The following is a 20,560-nucleotide window of genomic DNA, read 5'->3' as shown; positions in this document are numbered from 1 at the left end:
TGTAATTAATTAAAAACTTTATATTTATACAACTAACTATAATGAAAATCCAATGAAAAATTCAAAAAAAATTAAAAGAGAATATTTAAAATCAATTAATGGTGGAGGGAATTGGGATTGTTTTGAAAACTGTCCTGTTGGGCCTTATGGTCCGAATGAACCAAGATCATGTGGAGATTATCATGGGCTACCAGAGTGCTGTAAAAAAAGAGTACTGGTAAGTATGGATTGTATAGGTCCATATTAATTCCGTATTAATAATAGAAGAGCATTGTTGTATAACATTGCTTTTTGTTTATCATCTTAAAATTAAAATATTATGAAAACATTGAAAAAATTATCAAGAGACCAAAAGAAAAGCATTAGTGGCGGTGCCACACAGATCCAGATTGAAGCATGCGGTAGTGAGCAGCTTGTATGCTTTATGGGAGGAGGTAAATGGGGATGTTGGCTGAAGCCTGGTGGAAAATGTTATGCTCCAAAGCTGTAATTTGAATCGAATTATAATCATTCAAAATCTTTTTAGTATGAAAAAATTATCAAGAATAAAATTAAAAAATATCAATGGTAAAGGAATGTCTGGTTGTGCAGGATGTCCAACAGGTGGTAATTATGGAGATGGTCCAGAATATACTAATGGCTGTATGGCTTTTTGGGCATTATCTCCTAATTGCAGAAACTGTGTGGATGTAAGTGCAGATTGCTATGGCCCAGACTATTCTGATTATTTCGGGAACTAGATAAAACTACTATTTGATAACATCAAAAAATTAAAACAACCATGAAAAATTTAAAGAAATTAAACAGAAACGAACTTGGAGGAGTAAACGGTTCAATAGGATCAAACTGTAGCAGATGTCCACAGCATACAACTTATGGAACTGGACCTAATGATGCTCCATGCAGCGCTTATCAGGCACTTCCTTTATATTGCAAGGCATGTGTAATTGTAAGTATGGAATGCATGGATGGTGGAGTATCTTAATAGATCTGATTAATCAAGAAATAAAATAGCACTGTAAAAATTACAGTGCTTTTGTTTATTTTATACTTTTAGAAAGATCAAGCATAGCCTCAATAGGTTTCAGTGCTTTTAATCTTAGCTCTTCGTCGATTAGGATCTCAGGAAGTTCATATTTCATACATAAATACAATTTTTCCATTGTATTACGTTTCATATAGAAACATTCTGAACAATTGCAGCTTTCATCAAAAACCAATGCAGGAATCAATTCCTTGTGTGGTGCGCGTTTTCTCATTTCGTGAAGAATTCCTTCTTCTGTTGCAATGATGAACTTCTGGCAATCGTCTTTTTCTACATAATTCAATAGAGCAGAAGTAGAGCCAATGAAGTGTGCTAATTTTAAAACAGCTTCTTCACTTTCCGGGTGTGCAATTAATTTTGCATCTGGGTTGTCTGCAAGTTGCTTAGCAATTCTTTCCATTGAAAATGCTTCATGTACTATACAGCTTCCGTCCCAAAGGATCATATCACGGCCTGTCTTTTTAGATAAATATCTTCCAAGGTTTTTGTCCGGTGCGAAAATGATTGGTCTGTCTTTAGGAAGGGCTTCAATTACTGTCTCCGCATTTGAACTTGTTACGATGATATCACTTTCTGCCTTGGTTTCTGCGTTACAGTTGATGTAAGTGGCAATTAAAGCGTCAGGATGTTGTTCACGCATTTTTCTCAAACCTTCTCCTGAACATCCGTCTGCCAGAGAGCATCCAGCCATCGTATCAGGAAGAACTACTTTTTTAGTTGGGTTAAGAATTTTTGCAGCTTCAGCCATGAAATGTACTCCACAGAATACAATCATATCAGCGTTGGTTTCCTTTGCCTGTCTTGCCAGCTGTAAAGAATCTCCAAGGAAATCAGCGATATCCTGAATTTCTCCCGGTTGGTAATAATGGGCAAGGATTACAGCATTTTTCTCTTCCTTAAGCTTCAGAATGGCTTTTACCAATTCTTCTCCCTGAGGAATCGCTATATCTTTTATATCCAGGAATCCTTTTACAGGAATCGCAGATTTAGCTTTTTCTAATGTTTCGGTACTCATATCAACCTTAATGTTTTTTATTATCAAAAGTTAGAGGTTAGAAATTAGAAGTTAGATTTTGACGAAAGTATATCACTTCCATCTTCTGACCTCCATCTTCTGTCCATTAATTATTGATAAAACTTTTTATTAAACTTTCTATTTCTTTTTTAGCTTCATCAAGATCGGAATTGATTACGATCCTGTCAAATTCGCTGGCATAAGACATTTCTTCTTCAGCCTTTTCAACGCGGGTTTTGATGGTTTCTGCATCATCCGTGTTTCTTAAAATCAATCTTCGTTCCAGTTCTTTAATGGAGGGCGGTTCTATAAAAATAGACAAAGCCTTTTCTCCGAAGTATTTTTTCAGGGAGATTCCTCCTTTTACGTCTACATCAAAAATAACAACTTTTCCCTGATTCCAGATCTTTTCTACTTCAGATTTTAAAGTTCCATAATATTTATCAGTGTATACTTCTTCATATTCTACAAATGCATTTTCTGAAATTTTCTGTCTGAATTCATCAGGTGATAAAAAATGATAGTCCACAGCATGTACTTCACTTCCTCTTGGCTGTCTTGTAGTACACGAGATTGAAAATTCCAGTTCCGGGAAAGTTTCCAGAGAATGTTTTACCAATGTAGTTTTTCCGCTTCCAGACGGTGCTGAAAATATAATTACTTTATCCATTTAGATTAGAGATTTTTAGATTAGAGATATGAGACAGCATCTCATCATCTTTTGTCTATAGGTCTATTGTCTATAATACGTTTAACGTTTGTTCTTTAATTTTCTCCAGATCATCCTTCATCTTCACTACAAGCTTTTGAATTTCGGCATGATTGGCTTTGGAACCTAATGTATTGATCTCTCTTCCGATTTCCTGAGAAATAAAGCCCAGTTTTTTACCATTGAAAGATTCGTTGTCCATTACTTCCTTGTAATATTTCAAATGTTGAGTAAGTCTTACTTTTTCTTCTGAAATATCCAATTTTTCTGTGAAGTAAGCCATTTCCTGATAGAAACGTGTTTCATCTACATTTTCGAATTCTTTCAGAGACTTTTGGTAACGTTCTTTCACACTCACAATTCTTTCTTCTTCGAAAGGAATTACTTCGCTCAGATACTTATCAATGTTTTGAATATTTCTGTTAAGCTCTTCATGTAAATTACTGCCTTCAGTTTTTCTGAATTCTTCAAAACGATCTACTGCAGCATTAACGATTTTTGCTAATGCTTCCCATTCGCCTTCTGTAAGTTCGTCAGGTCTTGAGGTGATAGCATCCGGAAGTCTTACTGCCATTTTCAGATATTCGAAATTAGGACCATCAGATGCAATATTTTTAAGTTCATTGATGTAGGAATCAATTAAACCTTTATTGATTTTTACATCATTAGATTCTTCAAGGTTTTCAATATTGACGTAGCAGTCAACTTTTCCACGGATAATTCTATCGTTAAGAATTTTTCTGATCTCAAATTCTTTTTCTTTATAACGTAAAGGAATTTTGATATTTAAATCAAAGCTCTTGCTGTTCAGTGATTTAATATCTATTGTTATTTTTTTTCCTTCAAAAACATCTTCGGCTCTACCGAAGCCAGTCATTGATAAAATCATAGTTTTTTATTGTTCTACAAAGATAAACATTTAAATTAGCACAGTGAAATCTGTAAAAGATTCTATTTTACGGATAAAATAATGAATGTGCACCGATGAAAAATCTGATTTCTGTAGTAGGACCCACCGGAATAGGGAAGACAAAACTGGCAATTGATCTGGCAAAACATTTCAATACCGAAATTGTTTCTTGTGATTCCCGACAGTTTTTTAAGGAAATGAAAATTGGAACAGCGGCTCCTTCTGATGAGGAATTGGCTGAAGCACCTCATCATTTTATCGGAAATCTATCCGTAGAAGAATACTATTCTATTGGGCAATATGAAGAAGATGCTCTGAAAAAACTCAATGAACTTTTCCAACATCATGACACCGTAATTCTCGTTGGTGGAAGCATGATGTATGAAAAAGCTGTGATTGAAGGTCTGAATGATTTACCTGAAGCCAATGCTGATAATCAGGAAAAGCTTCAAAAAATAATGGAAGAAGAAGGAGTAGAAAAACTTCAGGAAATTTTAAAGGAGTTGGATCCTGAATATTTTGAAGTAGTAGATGTTCACAACCACCGAAGACTTTTACGGGCTATTGATGTGATCTGGCAAACCGGTAAAAAATATTCTGAACAGATTGCTGTTTCTCAGGATTCCAGAGATTTTAATGTGATCAGAATCGGAATTGAAGCCCCAAGGGAAGAATTATATGACAGAATTAACCGCAGGGTTGATATCATGATGGAAAAAGGGCTTTTGGATGAGGTGAAAGGTTTGGAAAAATTCAAAGGATTGACTGCGTTGAATACAGTGGGTTATGCTGAATTATTCAAATATTTCGATGGAGAATGGGATCTGAATTTTGCGGTGTCAGAAATTAAAAAAAACAGCCGCAGGTATGCTAAACGTCAGCTGACCTGGTATAGAAAAGCCAATGATATTTACTATTTATCATTAGGTTACACTCAAAATGATTTCAATAATTTAATTGAATTTCTTTCTATTCAAAATAAATAATAGCATAATATGGATTTTACAGAAATGCTTCATATACTATTGAAATAATCATTATTTTTTTTCGTAATCCGCTTTATATTGGTTTTTTAGACTAAATTTCCTTATTGATTATTTAAGAGATTTTTAAACACAACGTAAAACAATTATGAAGAAACTAATTATTTCGGGTTTGACATCCATGATAGTCTTTTTCACCAGTTGTGAAAGAGTTTCCAGTCAGGAAAATCAACAGGCTGCTGTTGAAAATCGTGTTGTGAATTCAGCCAGCCGTACTGAAAATCCATTAGGAATTCCCCTTCCTTCAGAAATCAGCAGTACAGAAACGGTATGTATTCTGTTGCGGCATGCAGAAAAAGAAAACTTTGGAACTGATCCTAATCTTACGAGTGCCGGTAAGCTCAGGGCCAATGAATTAAAACGTTTACTTGAGAATGTTCATATAGATAATATTTATACAACCCCATATAACCGTACAAGGCAAACAGCCAGTCCACTAGCGGTGAGCAAAGGAATTACGATTAAAGAATATATACCTACTGCCACCATTGCTGCTACTCAAGTATTTATTAACAGCATTCTAGCGCAAAATCAAGGAAAAGTTGTTGTTATTGTTGGCCATTCTAATACCGTTCCTGATATGGTAAAGGTGTTGAGTAATAATACATTGAATGTGACGATTAGTGAGACACAGTTTGATAATATATTTGTTACAAAAAACTCTTTTACGGCGGGATCTGTGTTTGCGGTTCAAAAAAAATATGGACAAAGTACACCCTGATATATCAGCACATCATAGACCTACATAAAAATGCAGTCCTGAAAAAGGACTGCATGTAACAATATAATTTAATTTACTACTTCCAACCGCCGCCCAGCGCTCTGTATAAATCTACAATGCTGCTTAATCTCTGTCTTTTAATGGAAGCAAGATTCAACTCGGCCTGAAGTGAATTTCCCTGTGCGGTAATTACTTCAAGATAATTGGCTGAGCCTCCTCTGTAAAGAAGTTGTGCACTTTTAATTCCATCTTTCAATGTAGTAGTTTGCTCAGTTGCTTTTTGTTCCTGAACTTTCAGATTTTCATTAGAAACCAAAGCATCGGAAACTTCACCTACAGCATTCAATACAGATTGACGGAATGCCAATACATTTTTCTCTCTTTGAATTTTAGCCACCTCAAAATCTGTTTTCAATTGTCTTTTCTGGAAAATAGGCTGGGTAATTCCTCCTAAAACAGATCCAAATAATGAGGCAGGAATCTGAAACCAGTTATCAAATTTGAATGAATTCACTCCGCCATTGGCTGTAATTTTTAAAGCGGGGTACATATTGGCCTGAGCAATTCCTACCATAGCATTAGATTCAAGTAAAACAAGTTCCTGCTGACGTACATCCGGTCTGCGGCTTACCATGGCTGCAGGAAGACCTGCCATGATATTCTGAGGTAGGGAAGTATCAGACATTTCAAGAGTTCTGTTGACTTTATTAGGGGTTTCTCCAACCAAAATACTCAATGCATTTTCCTGAATAGCGATGTTCTGCTCCAATTGGGAAATTAATAGTTCAGTGGCCTGTTTCTGAGCACTTGCCTGTTGAACACCCAATGAAGTTGTGTCACCACTTTCCCACATTTTTTGGGTAATCATTAAGGTATTGCTGCTTAGTTCAAAATTAGATTTTGCAATAGCTAATTGTTTATCAAGCATCAAAAGATTGTAATATCCTTGAGCAATAGCTGCTACAACCTGAGTCTGGATGGCTTTGGAACCTTCATACGTCTGCAGATACTGCATTCTGGAAACTTCCTGCTGGTTTTTAATTTTCCCCCAGATATCAGCTTCCCATGATAAATTGAAAGCTGCATTATAATCTTCAACATGGCTTTGTCCTAAAAATAGGTTTAAGCTTTGCCCGTTCATGCTGTTTTTGGATGGCTTAGAAATCTGAGCCGCTACTCCAAAGCCAACATCAGGGTATTGCATATATTTTGCCTGTTTCAGTTTTTCCTGTGAAGAAGCCACTTGTTTTAAGGCAATTTGAAGATCATAATTGTTTTTAATCCCTTTTTCAATCAATCCTTGTAGAATTGGGTCATTGAAAAACTGTTTCCATTCCAGATTGGCAATGCTTGCTGTATCAGCTGTGGCTGTGTACTGGAATTTTTCCGGAAGCGGAAGATCCGGCTCCGTGTATGCCAGTTTTGACACACACGAAACAGATCCTAAAGCTATGGCGAATGTTAATATAATATTTTTTAGTCTTTTCATAGTTTTTGTTTAATAGACTTTAATGAATTAAACAATGTTGAGGTTTATTGTTTCCCATAGATTACACAGATTTACACAGATGTTTTTGAATAAGAAAACTGGAAATTTTCAAAACTTATGTGTACTTCTTATGCAGATTTTTTTTAACTTAAAAATCACTTAAGTGCTATTCTAAAATCTTATGTGGTTTATAAATCTCTCTTTTTGTATTATTTAATTAATAGTTGAAGCTAAAAGTTCTTCTTCCATCTGCTTTTTAAGAAGTCTTTTTTTCTTTTTGCTTGGCATTTTTTCATGCAGATATTGGAAAACCACATACATTACCGGAATAATGAAAATCCCGAATACCACTCCTGTAAGCATTCCTCCCACAGTACTGTAACCAATGGAGTGATTTCCTTTTGCAGAAGCTCCCTGCGTCCAAACCAATGGAAGCATCCCTACGATGAAAGCAAAAGAGGTCATCAGGATTGGTCTTAAACGTAATCTTGAAGCCTGAAGGGCAGATTCAATTAATGATCTTCCTGCTTTTCTTCGCTGTACGGCAAATTCTACAATCAGGATGGCATTTTTAGCCAATAACCCGACTAGCATGATTAATCCGACCTGTACATAAATGTTATTATCAATTCCTGCCAGCCCTGTGAAGGCAAATACCCCGAATATTCCTGTTGGAATAGTCAAGATAATGGCAAACGGAAGAATATAACTTTCATATTGAGCAGCTAACAGGAAGTAGACGAATAAGATACTTAATAAGAAAATGAAAGTGGTTTGTCCTCCTGTTTTGATCTCTTCACGGGTAATTCCTGTCCATTCATAACCATAGCCTCTCGGAAGTGATTGTTTAGCTACTTCTTCAACAGCTTTGATAGCATCTCCGGTACTGTATCCAGGTTTTGGAGTACCATTAATGGTTACTGCGTTGAAAAGATTGTTTCTGGTTACGGTTTCTGGCCCAAAGGTTCTTTTTAAAGTTACCAATGTTTTCGCAGGAACCATTTCTCCTGATTTATTTTTTACATAAATACCTTCCAGAGAGTTTATGTCTGTACGATAAGGAATATCTGCCTGAGCCATTACCCTGTAGTATTTTCCAAATCTGTTGAAATCCGAAACAAAACTACTTCCGTAATAAATCTGCATGGTCTGCATTAACTCGGTTACAGAAACGCCTAACTGATTGGCTTTATCTGTATCTACATCAATAGTATATTGCGGGTTTCCGGCTGCATACGTTGTAAAGGCAAACGCAATTTCAGGACGCTTCATTAATTCACCAATGAATTGTTGAGTTGTTGTTCCCAATTGTTCAAAAGAACCGTTGGTTTTATCCTGCAACATAAATTCAAAACCGGAAACGTTACCAAATCCCTGAATGGTAGGGAAGTTGAAGAAGAAAGCATTGGCATCTTTTACCTGACTTACTTTTCCTGTTAAGGCAGCAGCAATCTGATCCGGATCTTTCATGTCTCCACGTTTGTCATAATCTTTAAGCTTGATGAAACCTGCAGAATAAGGTGAAGCATTCGCATTACTGATAAAGTTCATTCCATCAGCTACCCAAAGGTGATTGGTTGCTTTTTCTCCGTTAATGATTTTGTCAATCTGTTCCGTGGCTCTGTGTGTTCTTTCCAGTGAACTTCCCGGAGGAGTATTAACTGCATATAATACAAACCCCTGGTCTTCCGTCGGAATAAATCCTGAAGGAGCCTTTTTAATCATAAAAATACTAGCGGCAGTAATCACAACAAGACCTCCAATAGCTACCCATTTATTTTTGATTAAAAACTTAAGGCTGTAAATATATTTTTTGGTCATGTTATTGAAGCTGGCATTAAATGCATTGAAAAATCTTGCTCCAAAACCTTTTTTGTGACCATGTTCACCATGTTCTCCCTGAGGATCATTTAGGAACAAGGCACATAATGCAGGACTTAAAGTTAATGCGTTAACTGCTGAAATCATAATGGCAATCGCCAGTGTAAAGGCAAATTGTCTGTAGAATACCCCTGCAGGCCCCTGCATAAACCCAACCGGAATAAATACCGCACACATCACCAACGTAATTGAAATAATGGCTCCTGAGATCTCACTCATAGAGTTCATGGTGGCATGTTCCACAGGCATCCCTGTTTGTTCCATTTTGGAATGGACGGCTTCTACCACTACAATAGCATCATCTACCACAATACCAATGGCCAGTACCAATGCAAATAAGGTAAGCATGTTAATACTGAAGCCAAATAACTGAAGGAAGAAGAAGGTCCCGATAATTGCTACGGGTACTGCAATTGCAGGAATTAAAGTAGATCTGAAATCCTGAAGGAAAATAAATACTACAATAAATACCAAAATGAAAGCGATTACTAAAGTTTCCACTACCTGATGAATAGAAGCATCAAGGAAATCTTTAGAATTATACATGATAATTGGTTTCACACCTTTAGGCAGGGTAGTGCTGAACTGGTCTACCTGTTTTTCAATCTCAGTAAGGATCTCATTGGCATTGGAACCTGCTGTTTGAAGAATGGCAAATCCGGCAACCGGTTTTCCGTCTACTCTGTTTGTTGCTGTATAGGTATAAGAACCAAATTCTACTCTTGCCACATCTTTTAATCTTAGGAAAGATCCATCACTATTTGCTTTGATGGCGATGCTTTCGTAATCTTCACCTTTGTTCAGCTTTCCTTTATATTTAAGGATATATTCGTAAGTTTCCTTACTTCCCTGTCCAAGACGTCCCGGAGCAGCTTCAAGGTTGTGGTCTTTAATGGCATTCAAAACTTCCTGTGGAGAAAGATTGTTGGCAGCCAGTCTATCCGGTTTTAGCCAGATTCTCATGGAATAATCTCTAGTTCCGAAAACCTGAGCCTGTGCAACCCCGGGAATACGCTGGATCTGTGGAATCACGTTGATCTTAAGGTAGTTTTGTAAGAAAAGTTCATCATATTGTTTTGGATCATCACTGGATAATCCCATGAACATGATCATACTGTTTTGAACTTTCTGAGTGGAAATTCCGGCTTGTACCACTTCCTGAGGAAGCTGGCTCATTGCTTTGGAAACACGGTTTTGTACGTTTACGGCAGCATTATCAGGATCAGATCCCTGCTTAAAGAAAACGCTTAGCGTCATGGTACCGTCATTACTGGAGTTGGAAGTCATGTAGGTCATGTTCTCAACCCCGTTTACTGCTTCCTCAATAGGTGTGGCAACAGAACGGGCCACTACTTCAGCATTCGCTCCCGGATAAAAAGCCGTCACCTGAACACTTGGTGGGGCAATATCCGGAAAGAGGGCAATAGGCAAATTAAAGAGAGACAAGGCTCCCAATAATAAGAGTATTATGGAGATGACCGTTGAAAGTACCGGTCTTTCTATAAATTGTTTTAACATAAGAAGTTTATTTTTTTAAGTCTTCCGTTTCAGAATATTTACAAAGGTTTTGCTCTCAATAAACTGTCTGAGGAAATAGCTTTAGGTTTGATAGAAGCACCATCTTTCAGATTTCCGATTCCTGTGTAGACAATTTTTTCTCCCGGTGAAAGCCCTTCAGAGATAAAGTAATAACTGTCTGTTTTTCCAGAAATTTTGATAGGTTTTCCGGTTACTTTCTTATTCTTATCCATTACATAGACATACGTTTTATCCTGAATTTCGAAAGTAGATTCCTGCGGAATAACCACTGCATTTGAAATCAGTTGCGGCATGCGTATTCTTCCTGTATTTCCAGTTCTCAATGCTCCGCTGGTATTAGGGAAAACAGCACGTACACTAATGGCTCCTGTTGTTTTATCAAACTGTCCGTCTACAATACTTAATCTTCCTTTTTCAGGATAAGTACTGTTGTCAGCAATGACCAGGTCTACCATTGGCATATTTTTAAGTTTTTCTTCTAAAGTAGCTCCCGGATATTTATTTTGGAAAGCAATAAAATCAAGTTCACTTAAAGAGAAATACGCATAAATTTCGCTGATGTCTGATAATAAAGTCAAAGGATTAGGATCAGTTCTTGAGATCAGACTTCCTTTTTTGAAAGGGATTCTTCCTATATAACCGCTTACCGGTGCTGTAATGGTAGTAAATCCTACATTTATTTTGGCGCTTCCAACTGATGCTCTGGCCTGTGCAGCGGCAGCTACAGCAGCTTCATAATTAGCTTTTGCTGTTTTAAGCTGTACATCAGAAACTACTTTTGCAGCAACTAAAGGCTGAAGCCTGTCGACTTCCACTTTAGCTTTCTGTATATTGGCATTGGCTGCCTGAAGATTAGCCTGAGCCATATTCATCTGTTCGCCATAACTTCTTGAATCTATCTTAAATAAAGGTTGTCCGGCTCTTACATAGGCGCCTTCCTCTACATAAATTCTATCAAGATATCCATCAACCTGAGATCTGATTTCCACATTGTTTTTTCCTTCCAAAGCAGTCGGGAACTCTTGATAAGTGGTAGCAGGAGAGGTGATAACGGTATAAACCGGAAGTTCAGGAGCTGGCGGCGCATTATTAGATCCTTCTGCAGCTTTGGTGCAGCTCTGTAAAAGAATTATACTTGAAATAAGTACAATAAACCTTGTTTTTCCAGGTATTTTCATTGTTAGTTTAATTTTTTTAATGAAGTGTGAGATTTAAGTAATGTTTTTCTTTAATAAATGCTGTTTTTTTTCCTAACAGTGTTAATAATTAGTTCAAAAAAAATAACAGAATTTTTAATGTCCGATCAGATCGATTGTTTCCATAATTGAAAAATGTTTTTAATGTATTTAAGTATATGAAGATGTGAGGTGTAATATGTGTTAATTTTGCTAACAGTGTTAATATTAAAAGAAAAAATAAATACCTTTAACAATTAAACAAAATAGAGTTTTGCATCAATAGTTTTTATTTTTAACCAGGAATCAACAGTTGAATGCTATAATTCAGTGTTAAATTTCCTAACGGCGTTAATTTTAGTTCAAAAAAATATTATAAAGACCTAATAAAAGATGAAACAGTTTCATCCAAAGTCGATTTATTCATCGTAGACGGGATATCTCCTGTACGCATCATCATAATGGAAATCATTCCATGTACCGCTGAAAACAGAGCATGAGACATATGACATGCATTATCTGTATTCGAACCGTTTTTCTCAATAATGTTATAAGTACATTCATAAATCAGTTCCTGGAATGAGGAAAACTCCTTTTTCATCTGCCCTTTTCCACAACACTGCATTCCCAGACCAAACATCAGTTGGTAATATTCCTTATTATTAAAAGCAAAGCTCCAATAAGCATCTACAACAGCAACAAGCTGCTCTTCAGGTGTGTCAAATTTTTGTTGTGCCTTTAATAATTCTATATGTAATTTGTGGAAGCCATCTAATGAAATTTCAAATAGAATAGCATCCTTGTTTTCGAAATAATCATACACCACCGGTGCGCTGTACTCAATAGCGTCTGCTATTTTACGCATGGAAAGTGATGCCCAGCCTTCAGATTTAGCCAAAGTGAATGCCGCCTGCAAAATACTTGCACGGATGGATTCTTTTTCTCTTTGACGACGTTCATGTAAGCCCATGATATTCTTTTCTAACAGTGTTAGCAAAACTACAAACTTTTAAAGATATCTTCCAAACGTTATTTTCATTTTTGTTAAAAAAGAAGGTTGTTTAAAATGGTTGGAAGATGAAAAAATGAGAGTAGGAAAGGGCTTCAGTGTATAATTTTAAAATTATTGTAAAAATTAATAAAGTATATAGCCTTACTCGATAAATAGATTGCGAAGAATAACTTCCGTCTTCCAGTTCCCATCTTCCTTACCATATAACGAAAGAAATTTCTATCTTTGTGAAACTAAAGAAAAAGGATATGAATACTCCCTCCAATATGTTGGCATTAGGAACAAAAGCTCCGTTTTTTGAGCTTCCAAACCCGTCAAAAACGAATGAACTTCAGTCTTTAGAAGAACTGAAAGGAGAAAAAGGAACATTGGTTATCTTCATGTGCAACCACTGTCCGTTTGTTCTTCATGTAATTGATAAAATCAATGAATTGTATGAAGACTACAATGAAAAAGGAATTGAATTCATCGCGATCAATGCTAATGATATTGAAAAATATCCGGATGACTCTCCTGAAAAAATGATCGAATTCCAGATCGAAAGAAGATTTGATTTCCCTTATTTATTTGATGAGAGCCAGACTATTGCAAAAGCTTATGATGCTGCATGTACTCCTGATTTCTACTTCTTTGATGATAAGTTGGATCTTGTATACAGAGGTCAGATGGATGAATCAAGACCCGGGAATAATAAGGATGTCACCGGAGAGGATCTGATTATTGCTTTTGAAAACCTTTTAGCAGGAGAACCACAGGAAGAAATTCAGAGACCAAGTATGGGATGTAATATTAAATGGAAATAGTTCCGTCATCGGTTCTTATTTGTTATAATATATAGCTGTTCTTTTTAGGGCAGCTTTTTTATTTCCCACAGATTTTGGTGATTACGCAGATTTTTTTGATGCTATATAATTCTAGGATGATTTTATAACGCAAATATCTGGGAAATCCGTGATCTGTGGGAAATTTACACATTCACCTTATTATGAGCATAATCTTTAATAAACTCTGAAGGTGTCTTTCCTGTATACTTTTTAAACATCCTGTTGAAATAGGTCACATTATTAAAACCACAATGATAACTACATTCAGAAATAGATTTATCCTGAGCCATCAGCAAACAGGCCTTATTGATTCGATATCGATTTACAAACTCTGTAAAGGTGATCTGGGTTGCTTTTTTAAAGAAATTACAAAAGGCAGGTAGTGTGAGATTGGCGAGCTTTGCAACGTCATCAATATTAATTTCCTTGTCGTAATGATGTTCTACATAAGTGAAAATATTTTCAAGACGGGATTTATTTTTTGAGATGATAGTGTAGGGCATGATTTCCTTATTTAAAAGATCATAGTCTTTACACTTTGATAATTCGAAAAGAATTTCAAGCAACAACAGATATCTTTTATAGCCTTCCGATTCCAGCATTAGCTTTAATTTCGGAAGTAGGGCCTTTTTCACTTTATGATGAAAATGAATCCCATATTTTGAAAGTTCAAGCAGATTTTTGATGGATCTGGCTTCTACTTCCTGCGGGGGAAACTGGAGAATCTCTTCCTTGAACTGAAGGACAATTTCTTCATGCGGGTCAATAGAATTTAACCCGAATCCTGAGTGTGGAATATTGGAACCAATCAGAACCAGATCACCATGAGTATAATTACTTTTATGATAACCAACGTGACGGGTTCCGCTCCCGGAAATGACACATACAAGCTCTATTTCCGGATGATAATGATATTCCCATTTGAATTCTGAAATAGGAGAGTTATTATGAATCGTACGAAATGAGCTTTTCTCATTGGGAATTACTCTTTCAAAAGTAACTTTCATTTAATTAATCATATTTAATCACTAAAAATACTAATTATATTAATATTGTTCAAATATTGATTTATTGTGTTAAATTATTGTGAACAGAAATGCTTCTATCTTAGCCGCAAAGAAATAACCTGAATGAAAAACTTCAACATCAAGGCGGTTCTATTTTTGAACTATTTTGTTTTCGCAATTCTTCTGAATTCTGTAGGAACTGTTATTTTACAGGTTCAGCAGAACTTTGGAATTTCGAAATCATCCGCCAGTGTATTGGAAGGATTTAAAGATCTTCCGATTGCCATCTGTTCTTTCATTCTGGCTTCATTTCTTCCTAAAATAGGAATCAAAAAATCTATGCTGATTGCCTTATTTCTGGTGAGTGGTATGTGCTTTGTGATGCCGTTTACCAATGATTTCTGGTTCTTTAAATTATTATTTGCCATTGTAGGAGTTTCCTTTGCTCTGATTAAAATTTCTGTTTTCACCTCTATTGGTTTGGTAACAGAAACAGATAAAGAGCATTCAAGCTTTATGGGATTTCTGGAAGGATTTTTCATGATTGGCGTGTTGGCTGGAAATGTTTTGTTCAGTCTATATATTGATGATCACAATCCAAAATCAACCCATTGGCTGAATGTATATTGGATTTTAGGAGCCCTTTCCTCACTATCTTTTTTATTTTTATTCTTTTCAAAATTAAATGAAACAGCAGCGAAAAGTGAGAAAACCGATTGGGTGGGAGATCTGAAAAACAGCGCAAGCTTATTCAGTTATAAAAAAGTATTGTGCTTTTTACTGTGTGCTTTCCTTTTTGTATTGGTAGAGCAGAGTTTTCAAACATGGACTCCCACATTTTATAAAGAAATTTTAAAAGTTCCTACTTCTATGAGTATTCAGGCAGGAGCTGTTTTAGCAGGAGCTTTTGCGCTGGGAAGATTTCTATCCGGTTTTTTTTCCAGGAAGATCAGTTGGATTTATGTGGTATCATTCTGTGTGATTGGATTTGCGGCAAGTTTACTTTTAGTGCTTCCATTAACTCACAATATCCATATTGACGCGGGTACAAATTGGTTGAATGCTCCGCTTGTAGTATATCTGTTTCCATTAATGGGAGGTTTGTTAGCCCCAATTTATCCAAGCATTAACTCAGTGATATTGGCTTCTATTCCTAAATATTTACACAGTGCAATGTCTGGTTTAATCGTGGTTTTTTCTGCGATTGGAGGAACAATAGGTTCCATCATTACAGGTTTTGTATTTCAGGAATTTAGTGGTCAACAGGCATTTTATCTGTCTCTGATTCCCCTTTCAATGTTAATCACTTCAGCCATTTTCATGAATAAATTAAAAATTAATCCTAAAAAATAACCATGAGTAATCAGCTTTATATTAAAGAAATTCAGGCTCTTTTTGACGCCGTACAAAAGTCAAAGATTTTTGAAGATCAGAAAATGATGACGGATGCAGTTCCTTTATTTCCGATTGCAGAGATCAATGCAAAATATGAGCAGGAAAAAGACTCTGCTGGTTTTGATCTGAAAAGTTTTGTGATGACTCACTTTGATTTTTTAGGAGCTAAAGTGTCTGTTCAGAGAGAAGATCATCTTCCCATTGGGCAGCATATAGAAAAGCTTTGGGATGAATTGACACGCACTGCTTATGAAGAAAAAGGAACACTTTTAAAATTACCAAAGCCTTATATCGTTCCGGGCGGACGCTTCAATGAGTTTTTTTATTGGGACAGCTATTTTATTATGCTAGGGCTGCAGGTTTCCGGTAGAGTGGAAATGATGGAGAATATTGTAGAAAACTGTTCTTACCTGATCCAGAATGTTGGATTTGTTCCCAATGCGAGCAGAACTCATTTTTTAAGCCGTTCACAGCCTCCTTATTTTTCCTTGATGTTGGAACTCCTTGCTGAGACAAAGAATGATGAAGCTATTTATACAAAATATCATGATACTTTAGAAAAAGAATATGCTTTCTGGATGGATGGAAAAGAGGATGCCGAAAGCGGATCAGGCTTCAGAAGAGTTGTAAAAACTCAGGATGGAGATATCCTGAACAGGTATTATGACGCAGAAAATGAACCTCGTCCTGAAAGTTACCTGATTGATATTGAAGATCAGGAAAATGCTACAGGAAAAGAATTTTACAGAAATATAAGAAGCGCCTGTGAATCCGGCTGGGATTTTTCCAGCAGATGGTTGGCAGACGGAGAACATATTCAGACGATAGAAACTCTGAATCTTGCTGAAGTTGACCTAAACTGTCTTTTATGGCATTTGGAAACTACACTGGCAAAATCATCAGCACTTCAGAATCTGAAAGACAAAGAAAATTATTTTACAGAAAGAGCAGCAAAGCGAAGACATATGATTAATAAATACTTCTGGGATGAAAAGACGAAGATTTACAGAGACTATCATATTAAAAAAAACACAAAAACACCGTCTGAACATATTGCTGCTCTTTACCCTTTATTCCTTGGAATTGCAGATCAGGATCAGGCCAAAGCAGTAGCTGAAACTATTTCTGAAAAGTTTTTATATCCCGGAGGGTTGGTTACCACTACCAAAAAAACAGGACAACAATGGGATTTACCCAATGCCTGGGCACCTTATCAATGGCTTGGCTTTAAAGCAATGAAAAATTATGGTTTTAATGAATTGGCTGAAACAATTAAAAAGAACTGGTGTTTCAATGTAGAAAGGGTATACAAGAATACAGGGAAACTGATGGAAAAATACAATGCATTAGATACGGAAACAATAGCAGGAGGCGGAGAATATCCCAATCAGGATGGATTCGGTTGGACGAATGGTGTGTATTTAAAACTACAACAAAACTGAAACTAACAATAAAAAATAGGGCTATGAAAAAAAAATCAATCTTTTTAATCGCCGCAACTGCTGTATTGTATTTCAATAAAGCATATGCACAGGAAACTCCACAGGATTCTGTGAAAGTTTCTTCTATCGATCAGGTTGTCATTACAGGGAACTCTAATCCCAAGAAAAAAATAGAATCCAGTACCGCTATTTCAACATTCAGTGCCAAGGAAATTCAGAAACAGAATCCAATCAGTGCTGCTGCCTTGCTTCAGAGAGTTCCGGGATTTGCCGTGGAAACTTCAGGAGGGGAAGTAGGGAATAACCTTTTTGCAAGAGGTATTCCTTCTGCAGGAGCTTATGAGTTTGTGCAGGTTCAGGAAGATGGGCTACCGGTTTTTGAAGATGGCGCACTTCAATTCGCTAATGCAGATAATTTTTTCCGTGTAGATAATACCGTGAGTCGTTTGGAAGCTTTAAGAGGAGGTTCCGGATCTATTTATGCCAATAACTCTCCGGGAGGATTGATTAACTTTATATCTAAAGAAGGAACTAATGATTTTAAAGGAAGTGCAAAGTTGGAAACCAGTACCTATGGATTGATCCGTACAGATCTTAATGTGGGTGGTGCTTTGGTAAAAGATAAATTATTCTTCAATATTGGTGGTTTCTACAGATCAGATGACGGAATCAGGAAAACAGGATTCAAAGCCAATAACGGAGGACAGATCAGAATGAATCTAAAGTATGTTTTTGATAAAGGCTATGTTAAAGTTTACTATAAAAAGCTGGATGACAGAAATACTTTCTTCCTTCCGATTCCTTTAACGCAGGATGGAGATCAACTGAAAGGATTCTCAGGTTTTGATCCAAATTACGGAACATACAGCTACAGAGCGATCAGTCAATTAAATATTCCACAGGCTGGAGGTGGCTTTTTCAATAGAAATCTGGAAGATGGGATTCATCCAAAAGTAGATGTTTTAGGAGCTGAGTTTAAATATGATCTTGGTGGAAATTTCAGCGTTTTAAATAAAACCAGATATACCAATATAGATATGAACTATACAGGGATTTTCCCGGCAGGAGCCCCTCAAACAGGTGCTGATTTTGCTACAAAAGGTATGGGGATGACTAACTATCAGTACTCGATGGTAAGCAGTGGAGCAGTGGTCGCTCCTCAGTTTGTACAAAAATTGGGGTTCTGGGCTATAGATAAGCAAATGAATAATTTTGTGAACGACTTACAGTTCAACTACAAATTTGACAAAGGAAATGTAACGGCAGGATTTTATAAATCAAACTGGAAATCCCATCAATACTGGAACTGGAGCAATATTTTGGCAACAGCAACAGACAGACCTGAACTGTTAAATCTGGTAGATCCGTCTCTCAGCCCAAGCAGTGTAGGATATTCTAAAACCTATAATGGAGTTTTAAACATGTCTAGCTTACTTAGAGACTCGCAGATTCAGGGAAGTTTAAATGATCTTTATTTAAATCTGGATTATAATGTAACGGATGCATTAAGTTTTAATGGAGGAATCCGATACAGCCGTGACTATTACAGAGGATATAAAGTCAACACCACTACTGCCAATCTTAATAATTCAGGCTTAACGGTTGACGGAACTCATGGTTTTGATACCACCACAGCAGATGATAATATGAATGTTTTGGGAAATCAGCATACGTATTGGTATTATGATATTAACAAAGTCTCCTATACATTGGCTTCCAATTATAAGATTAATCGTGAAAATGCAGTGTATGCCCGTTTTTCTCACGGTTTCAGATCTCCGAATGAAGAAGCATACTATAATAATATAGGAAATCTGAGTGTTGTAAAACCTGTACTGACCAATCAACTGGAAGTTGGGTATAAGTATTATTCCCGCACTTTCGATATTGCAGTCATTCCTTTTTATTCTGCGCTTAAAAATCTTTCATTTACGGATGTTTATTCAGATGGAACTTCAGAGAATAAATTTGCCAATACCACTAATTTTGGGGTCGAAATTGAAGGATATGCAAGATTATTCAATAATATCTTTGAAGTGACTTTCAACGGAACCATTCAGAGCCCAAAATATAAAGATTTTACAGGACGAAATGCCGATGGTACGACTTTCGACTATGATGGAAATGTAGTAAGAAGAATTCCTAAGTTCTATTTCAATATTTCTCCTGCCGTAAATATCACCAAAGACTGGAGAGCCTATGTAAGTATGAATTATTATGGAAAACGCTTCCAGAATGAAGGAAATACAGATGATAACATTCTGCCTTCCTTCACTGAATTTGGAGCAGGAATGTCTTATCAGTTGGGAAAAATACGTTTTGCTATAGACGGAACCAATATCTTTAATACGATTGGTATTACAGAGGGTGATCCAAGGTCTCAAACTGTAGCAGGCAATATCAGAATGGCAAGACCTATTATGGGAGCTGCTGCCAGAGCCTCAATCACTTTAGATTTCTAAACTCTATTTCTTTATAACACGAAACCGTCAGGACCTGGTTCTGACGGTTTTTTTTATTAACTTATCTAATTTTCGTTCAGAGAATTAAGAACTGAACTTTCGTTTATCATAGCTTTTTCAACAGATTGATAAGGGATTTTAGCGCCGAAATTCTTCTTATAACTTTCATTTTCAGCTGATATTTTGGCATCTTGAATTTTTTTCAATGTTTCAGCTGCTGTCAACTCTTTTTGTTTTATATATCTATCAAAACCTATGTAATAGTTTTTATTTTGTTTTGTAAGTTTTAAGGTGATGGGCGGTAGAATAGAATCAATATTTTGTATGACAATGTAGTAATTATACTTTTTATTTATTGGATATGTGTAGCTCAATGCGTCAAAAGGATAGCTGATATTGTTTTTATACTTATTCTTATTGCGTGGAATACTGATTGTCATCCAATTATATCCGTTGTTGTTTTTTGTGAGCTCATAACTGCTTTCGAATAATTTCTTATCATCATTAAAAATGGGCTGAAATTTTTTCTGAGTAGTCATATCCTTCGAAAAATTTATAAAAGCATATGATTTAGAGGTACCATTCATATAACCTAATAAATTAACGGTAATGTCTTTTTTATTTTTATCAAATTTTCCGTAAATATTAATAGGGTTTTCTTCAGCTTTAACTTCAGTTAATACTATATTATCTTCATCAACTTTATTCCACTTTCCGGTTTTCCAACTACCATATTTAAAGAAATAAAATTCATTGTTGGGTAATACAAACAATGAAGAATCCGGCTCCTCATCATCCAGCTTATAGTATCCTACAAATTGGGCATTTACTTTTGCTATGAAAAAAAATAAGATGAAAAATAGCGTATATGTTTTTTTTGATGTCATTTTA

At 36.0% G+C, this 20,560-nt stretch carries 19 protein-coding genes; 10 read left to right on the top strand and 9 right to left on the bottom strand.

The features are described from left to right. The first annotated feature begins 52 nt into the window (after nucleotides 1-52). From J2772_RS22780 to J2772_RS22765, 4 genes are all read left to right on the top strand, one after another. Nucleotides 53-247, top strand: coding sequence for a bacteriocin-like protein (locus J2772_RS22780; protein WP_209920950.1), 195 nt, complete (start codon nucleotides 53-55; stop codon nucleotides 245-247). 72 nt (nucleotides 248-319) lie between these two features. Further along, complete coding sequence (locus J2772_RS22775) at nucleotides 320-490, top strand: bacteriocin-like protein (RefSeq protein ID WP_209920947.1); 171 nt, start codon at nucleotides 320-322, stop codon at nucleotides 488-490. 37 nt (nucleotides 491-527) lie between these two features. Next, nucleotides 528-740, top strand: a complete 213-nt coding sequence (locus J2772_RS22770) for a hypothetical protein (RefSeq protein ID WP_209920944.1) — start codon at nucleotides 528-530, stop codon at nucleotides 738-740. 41 nt (nucleotides 741-781) lie between these two features. After that, nucleotides 782-985, top strand: a complete 204-nt coding sequence (locus J2772_RS22765; protein WP_209920940.1) for a bacteriocin-like protein — start codon at nucleotides 782-784, stop codon at nucleotides 983-985. 55 nt (nucleotides 986-1,040) lie between these two features. On the opposite strand, the gene nadA is transcribed toward J2772_RS22765, so the two are convergent. From nadA to J2772_RS22750, 3 genes are all read right to left on the bottom strand, one after another. After that, nucleotides 1,041-2,060 (bottom strand): quinolinate synthase NadA, encoded by a 1,020-nt coding sequence (gene nadA / locus J2772_RS22760; protein WP_209920937.1) that lies wholly within the window; start codon nucleotides 2,058-2,060, stop codon nucleotides 1,041-1,043. Between the two features lie 106 nt (nucleotides 2,061-2,166). After that, nucleotides 2,167-2,730: a guanylate kinase gene (gmk, locus tag J2772_RS22755; RefSeq protein WP_209920936.1), complete on the bottom strand. Its 564-nt coding sequence runs from the start codon at nucleotides 2,728-2,730 to the stop codon at nucleotides 2,167-2,169. Nucleotides 2,731-2,800: 70 nt separating this feature from the next. Next, entirely contained in the window at nucleotides 2,801-3,658 is an 858-nt protein-coding gene (locus J2772_RS22750) for a YicC/YloC family endoribonuclease (protein ID WP_209920933.1), read from the bottom strand. Between the two features lie 95 nt (nucleotides 3,659-3,753). On the opposite strand from J2772_RS22750, the gene miaA reads away from it, so the two are divergent. After that, the gene (gene miaA / locus J2772_RS22745) at nucleotides 3,754-4,665 is read left to right on the top strand and encodes a tRNA (adenosine(37)-N6)-dimethylallyltransferase MiaA (RefSeq protein WP_209920931.1); all 912 of its coding nucleotides are present in this window, start codon (nucleotides 3,754-3,756) and stop codon (nucleotides 4,663-4,665) included. Nucleotides 4,666-4,810: 145 nt separating this feature from the next. Beyond that, nucleotides 4,811-5,443, top strand: coding sequence for a SixA phosphatase family protein (locus J2772_RS22740; RefSeq protein WP_209920928.1), 633 nt, complete (start codon nucleotides 4,811-4,813; stop codon nucleotides 5,441-5,443). 76 nt (nucleotides 5,444-5,519) lie between these two features. Here J2772_RS22740 and J2772_RS22735 read toward each other — a convergent pair whose 3' ends face one another. The 4 genes from J2772_RS22735 to J2772_RS22720 all read right to left on the bottom strand — a co-directional run bounded on the left by J2772_RS22735 (nucleotide 5,520) and on the right by J2772_RS22720 (nucleotide 12,524). Further along, complete coding sequence (locus J2772_RS22735; protein ID WP_209920925.1) at nucleotides 5,520-6,932, bottom strand: efflux transporter outer membrane subunit; 1,413 nt, start codon at nucleotides 6,930-6,932, stop codon at nucleotides 5,520-5,522. Nucleotides 6,933-7,145: 213 nt separating this feature from the next. Continuing rightward, complete coding sequence (locus J2772_RS22730; RefSeq protein ID WP_209920922.1) at nucleotides 7,146-10,331, bottom strand: efflux RND transporter permease subunit; 3,186 nt, start codon at nucleotides 10,329-10,331, stop codon at nucleotides 7,146-7,148. Nucleotides 10,332-10,369: 38 nt separating this feature from the next. Beyond that, entirely contained in the window at nucleotides 10,370-11,530 is a 1,161-nt protein-coding gene (locus J2772_RS22725) for an efflux RND transporter periplasmic adaptor subunit (protein ID WP_209920919.1), read from the bottom strand. 370 nt (nucleotides 11,531-11,900) lie between these two features. Next, the gene (locus J2772_RS22720) at nucleotides 11,901-12,524 is read right to left on the bottom strand and encodes a TetR/AcrR family transcriptional regulator (protein ID WP_245365306.1); all 624 of its coding nucleotides are present in this window, start codon (nucleotides 12,522-12,524) and stop codon (nucleotides 11,901-11,903) included. A 263-nt stretch (nucleotides 12,525-12,787) separates the two neighbouring features. Here J2772_RS22720 and J2772_RS22715 point away from each other — a divergent pair, with 263 nt between their 5' ends. Beyond that, nucleotides 12,788-13,342 (top strand): thioredoxin family protein, encoded by a 555-nt coding sequence (locus tag J2772_RS22715; RefSeq protein ID WP_209920978.1) that lies wholly within the window; start codon nucleotides 12,788-12,790, stop codon nucleotides 13,340-13,342. Nucleotides 13,343-13,506: 164 nt separating this feature from the next. Here J2772_RS22715 and J2772_RS22710 read toward each other — a convergent pair whose 3' ends face one another. Continuing rightward, nucleotides 13,507-14,370, bottom strand: a complete 864-nt coding sequence (locus J2772_RS22710; protein ID WP_209920916.1) for an AraC family transcriptional regulator — start codon at nucleotides 14,368-14,370, stop codon at nucleotides 13,507-13,509. A gap of 123 nt (nucleotides 14,371-14,493) precedes the next feature. On the opposite strand from J2772_RS22710, the gene J2772_RS22705 reads away from it, so the two are divergent. From J2772_RS22705 to J2772_RS22695, 3 genes are read left to right on the top strand one after another with little or no spacing between them, the layout of a single operon-like run. Continuing rightward, nucleotides 14,494-15,723, top strand: a complete 1,230-nt coding sequence (locus tag J2772_RS22705) for an MFS transporter (protein WP_209920913.1) — start codon at nucleotides 14,494-14,496, stop codon at nucleotides 15,721-15,723. Between the two features lie 2 nt (nucleotides 15,724-15,725). Continuing rightward, on the top strand, nucleotides 15,726-17,207 hold the full coding sequence (locus tag J2772_RS22700; RefSeq protein ID WP_209920910.1) for a trehalase family glycosidase: 1,482 nt from the start codon (nucleotides 15,726-15,728) through the stop codon (nucleotides 17,205-17,207). Between the two features lie 23 nt (nucleotides 17,208-17,230). Next, nucleotides 17,231-19,669, top strand: a complete 2,439-nt coding sequence (locus J2772_RS22695) for a TonB-dependent receptor (RefSeq protein WP_209920907.1) — start codon at nucleotides 17,231-17,233, stop codon at nucleotides 19,667-19,669. A 65-nt stretch (nucleotides 19,670-19,734) separates the two neighbouring features. On the opposite strand, the gene J2772_RS22690 is transcribed toward J2772_RS22695, so the two are convergent. Further along, the gene (locus tag J2772_RS22690; protein ID WP_209920904.1) at nucleotides 19,735-20,556 is read right to left on the bottom strand and encodes a hypothetical protein; all 822 of its coding nucleotides are present in this window, start codon (nucleotides 20,554-20,556) and stop codon (nucleotides 19,735-19,737) included. Nucleotides 20,557-20,560 lie beyond the last annotated feature (4 nt).

The sequence above is a fragment of the Chryseobacterium jejuense genome (genome assembly GCF_017877355.1).
GTDB classification, from domain to species: domain Bacteria; phylum Bacteroidota; class Bacteroidia; order Flavobacteriales; family Weeksellaceae; genus Chryseobacterium; species Chryseobacterium jejuense_A.
The sequence above is the reverse complement of the archived record's forward strand: the minus strand, read 5'-3'. Positions and strand labels throughout refer to the sequence as shown.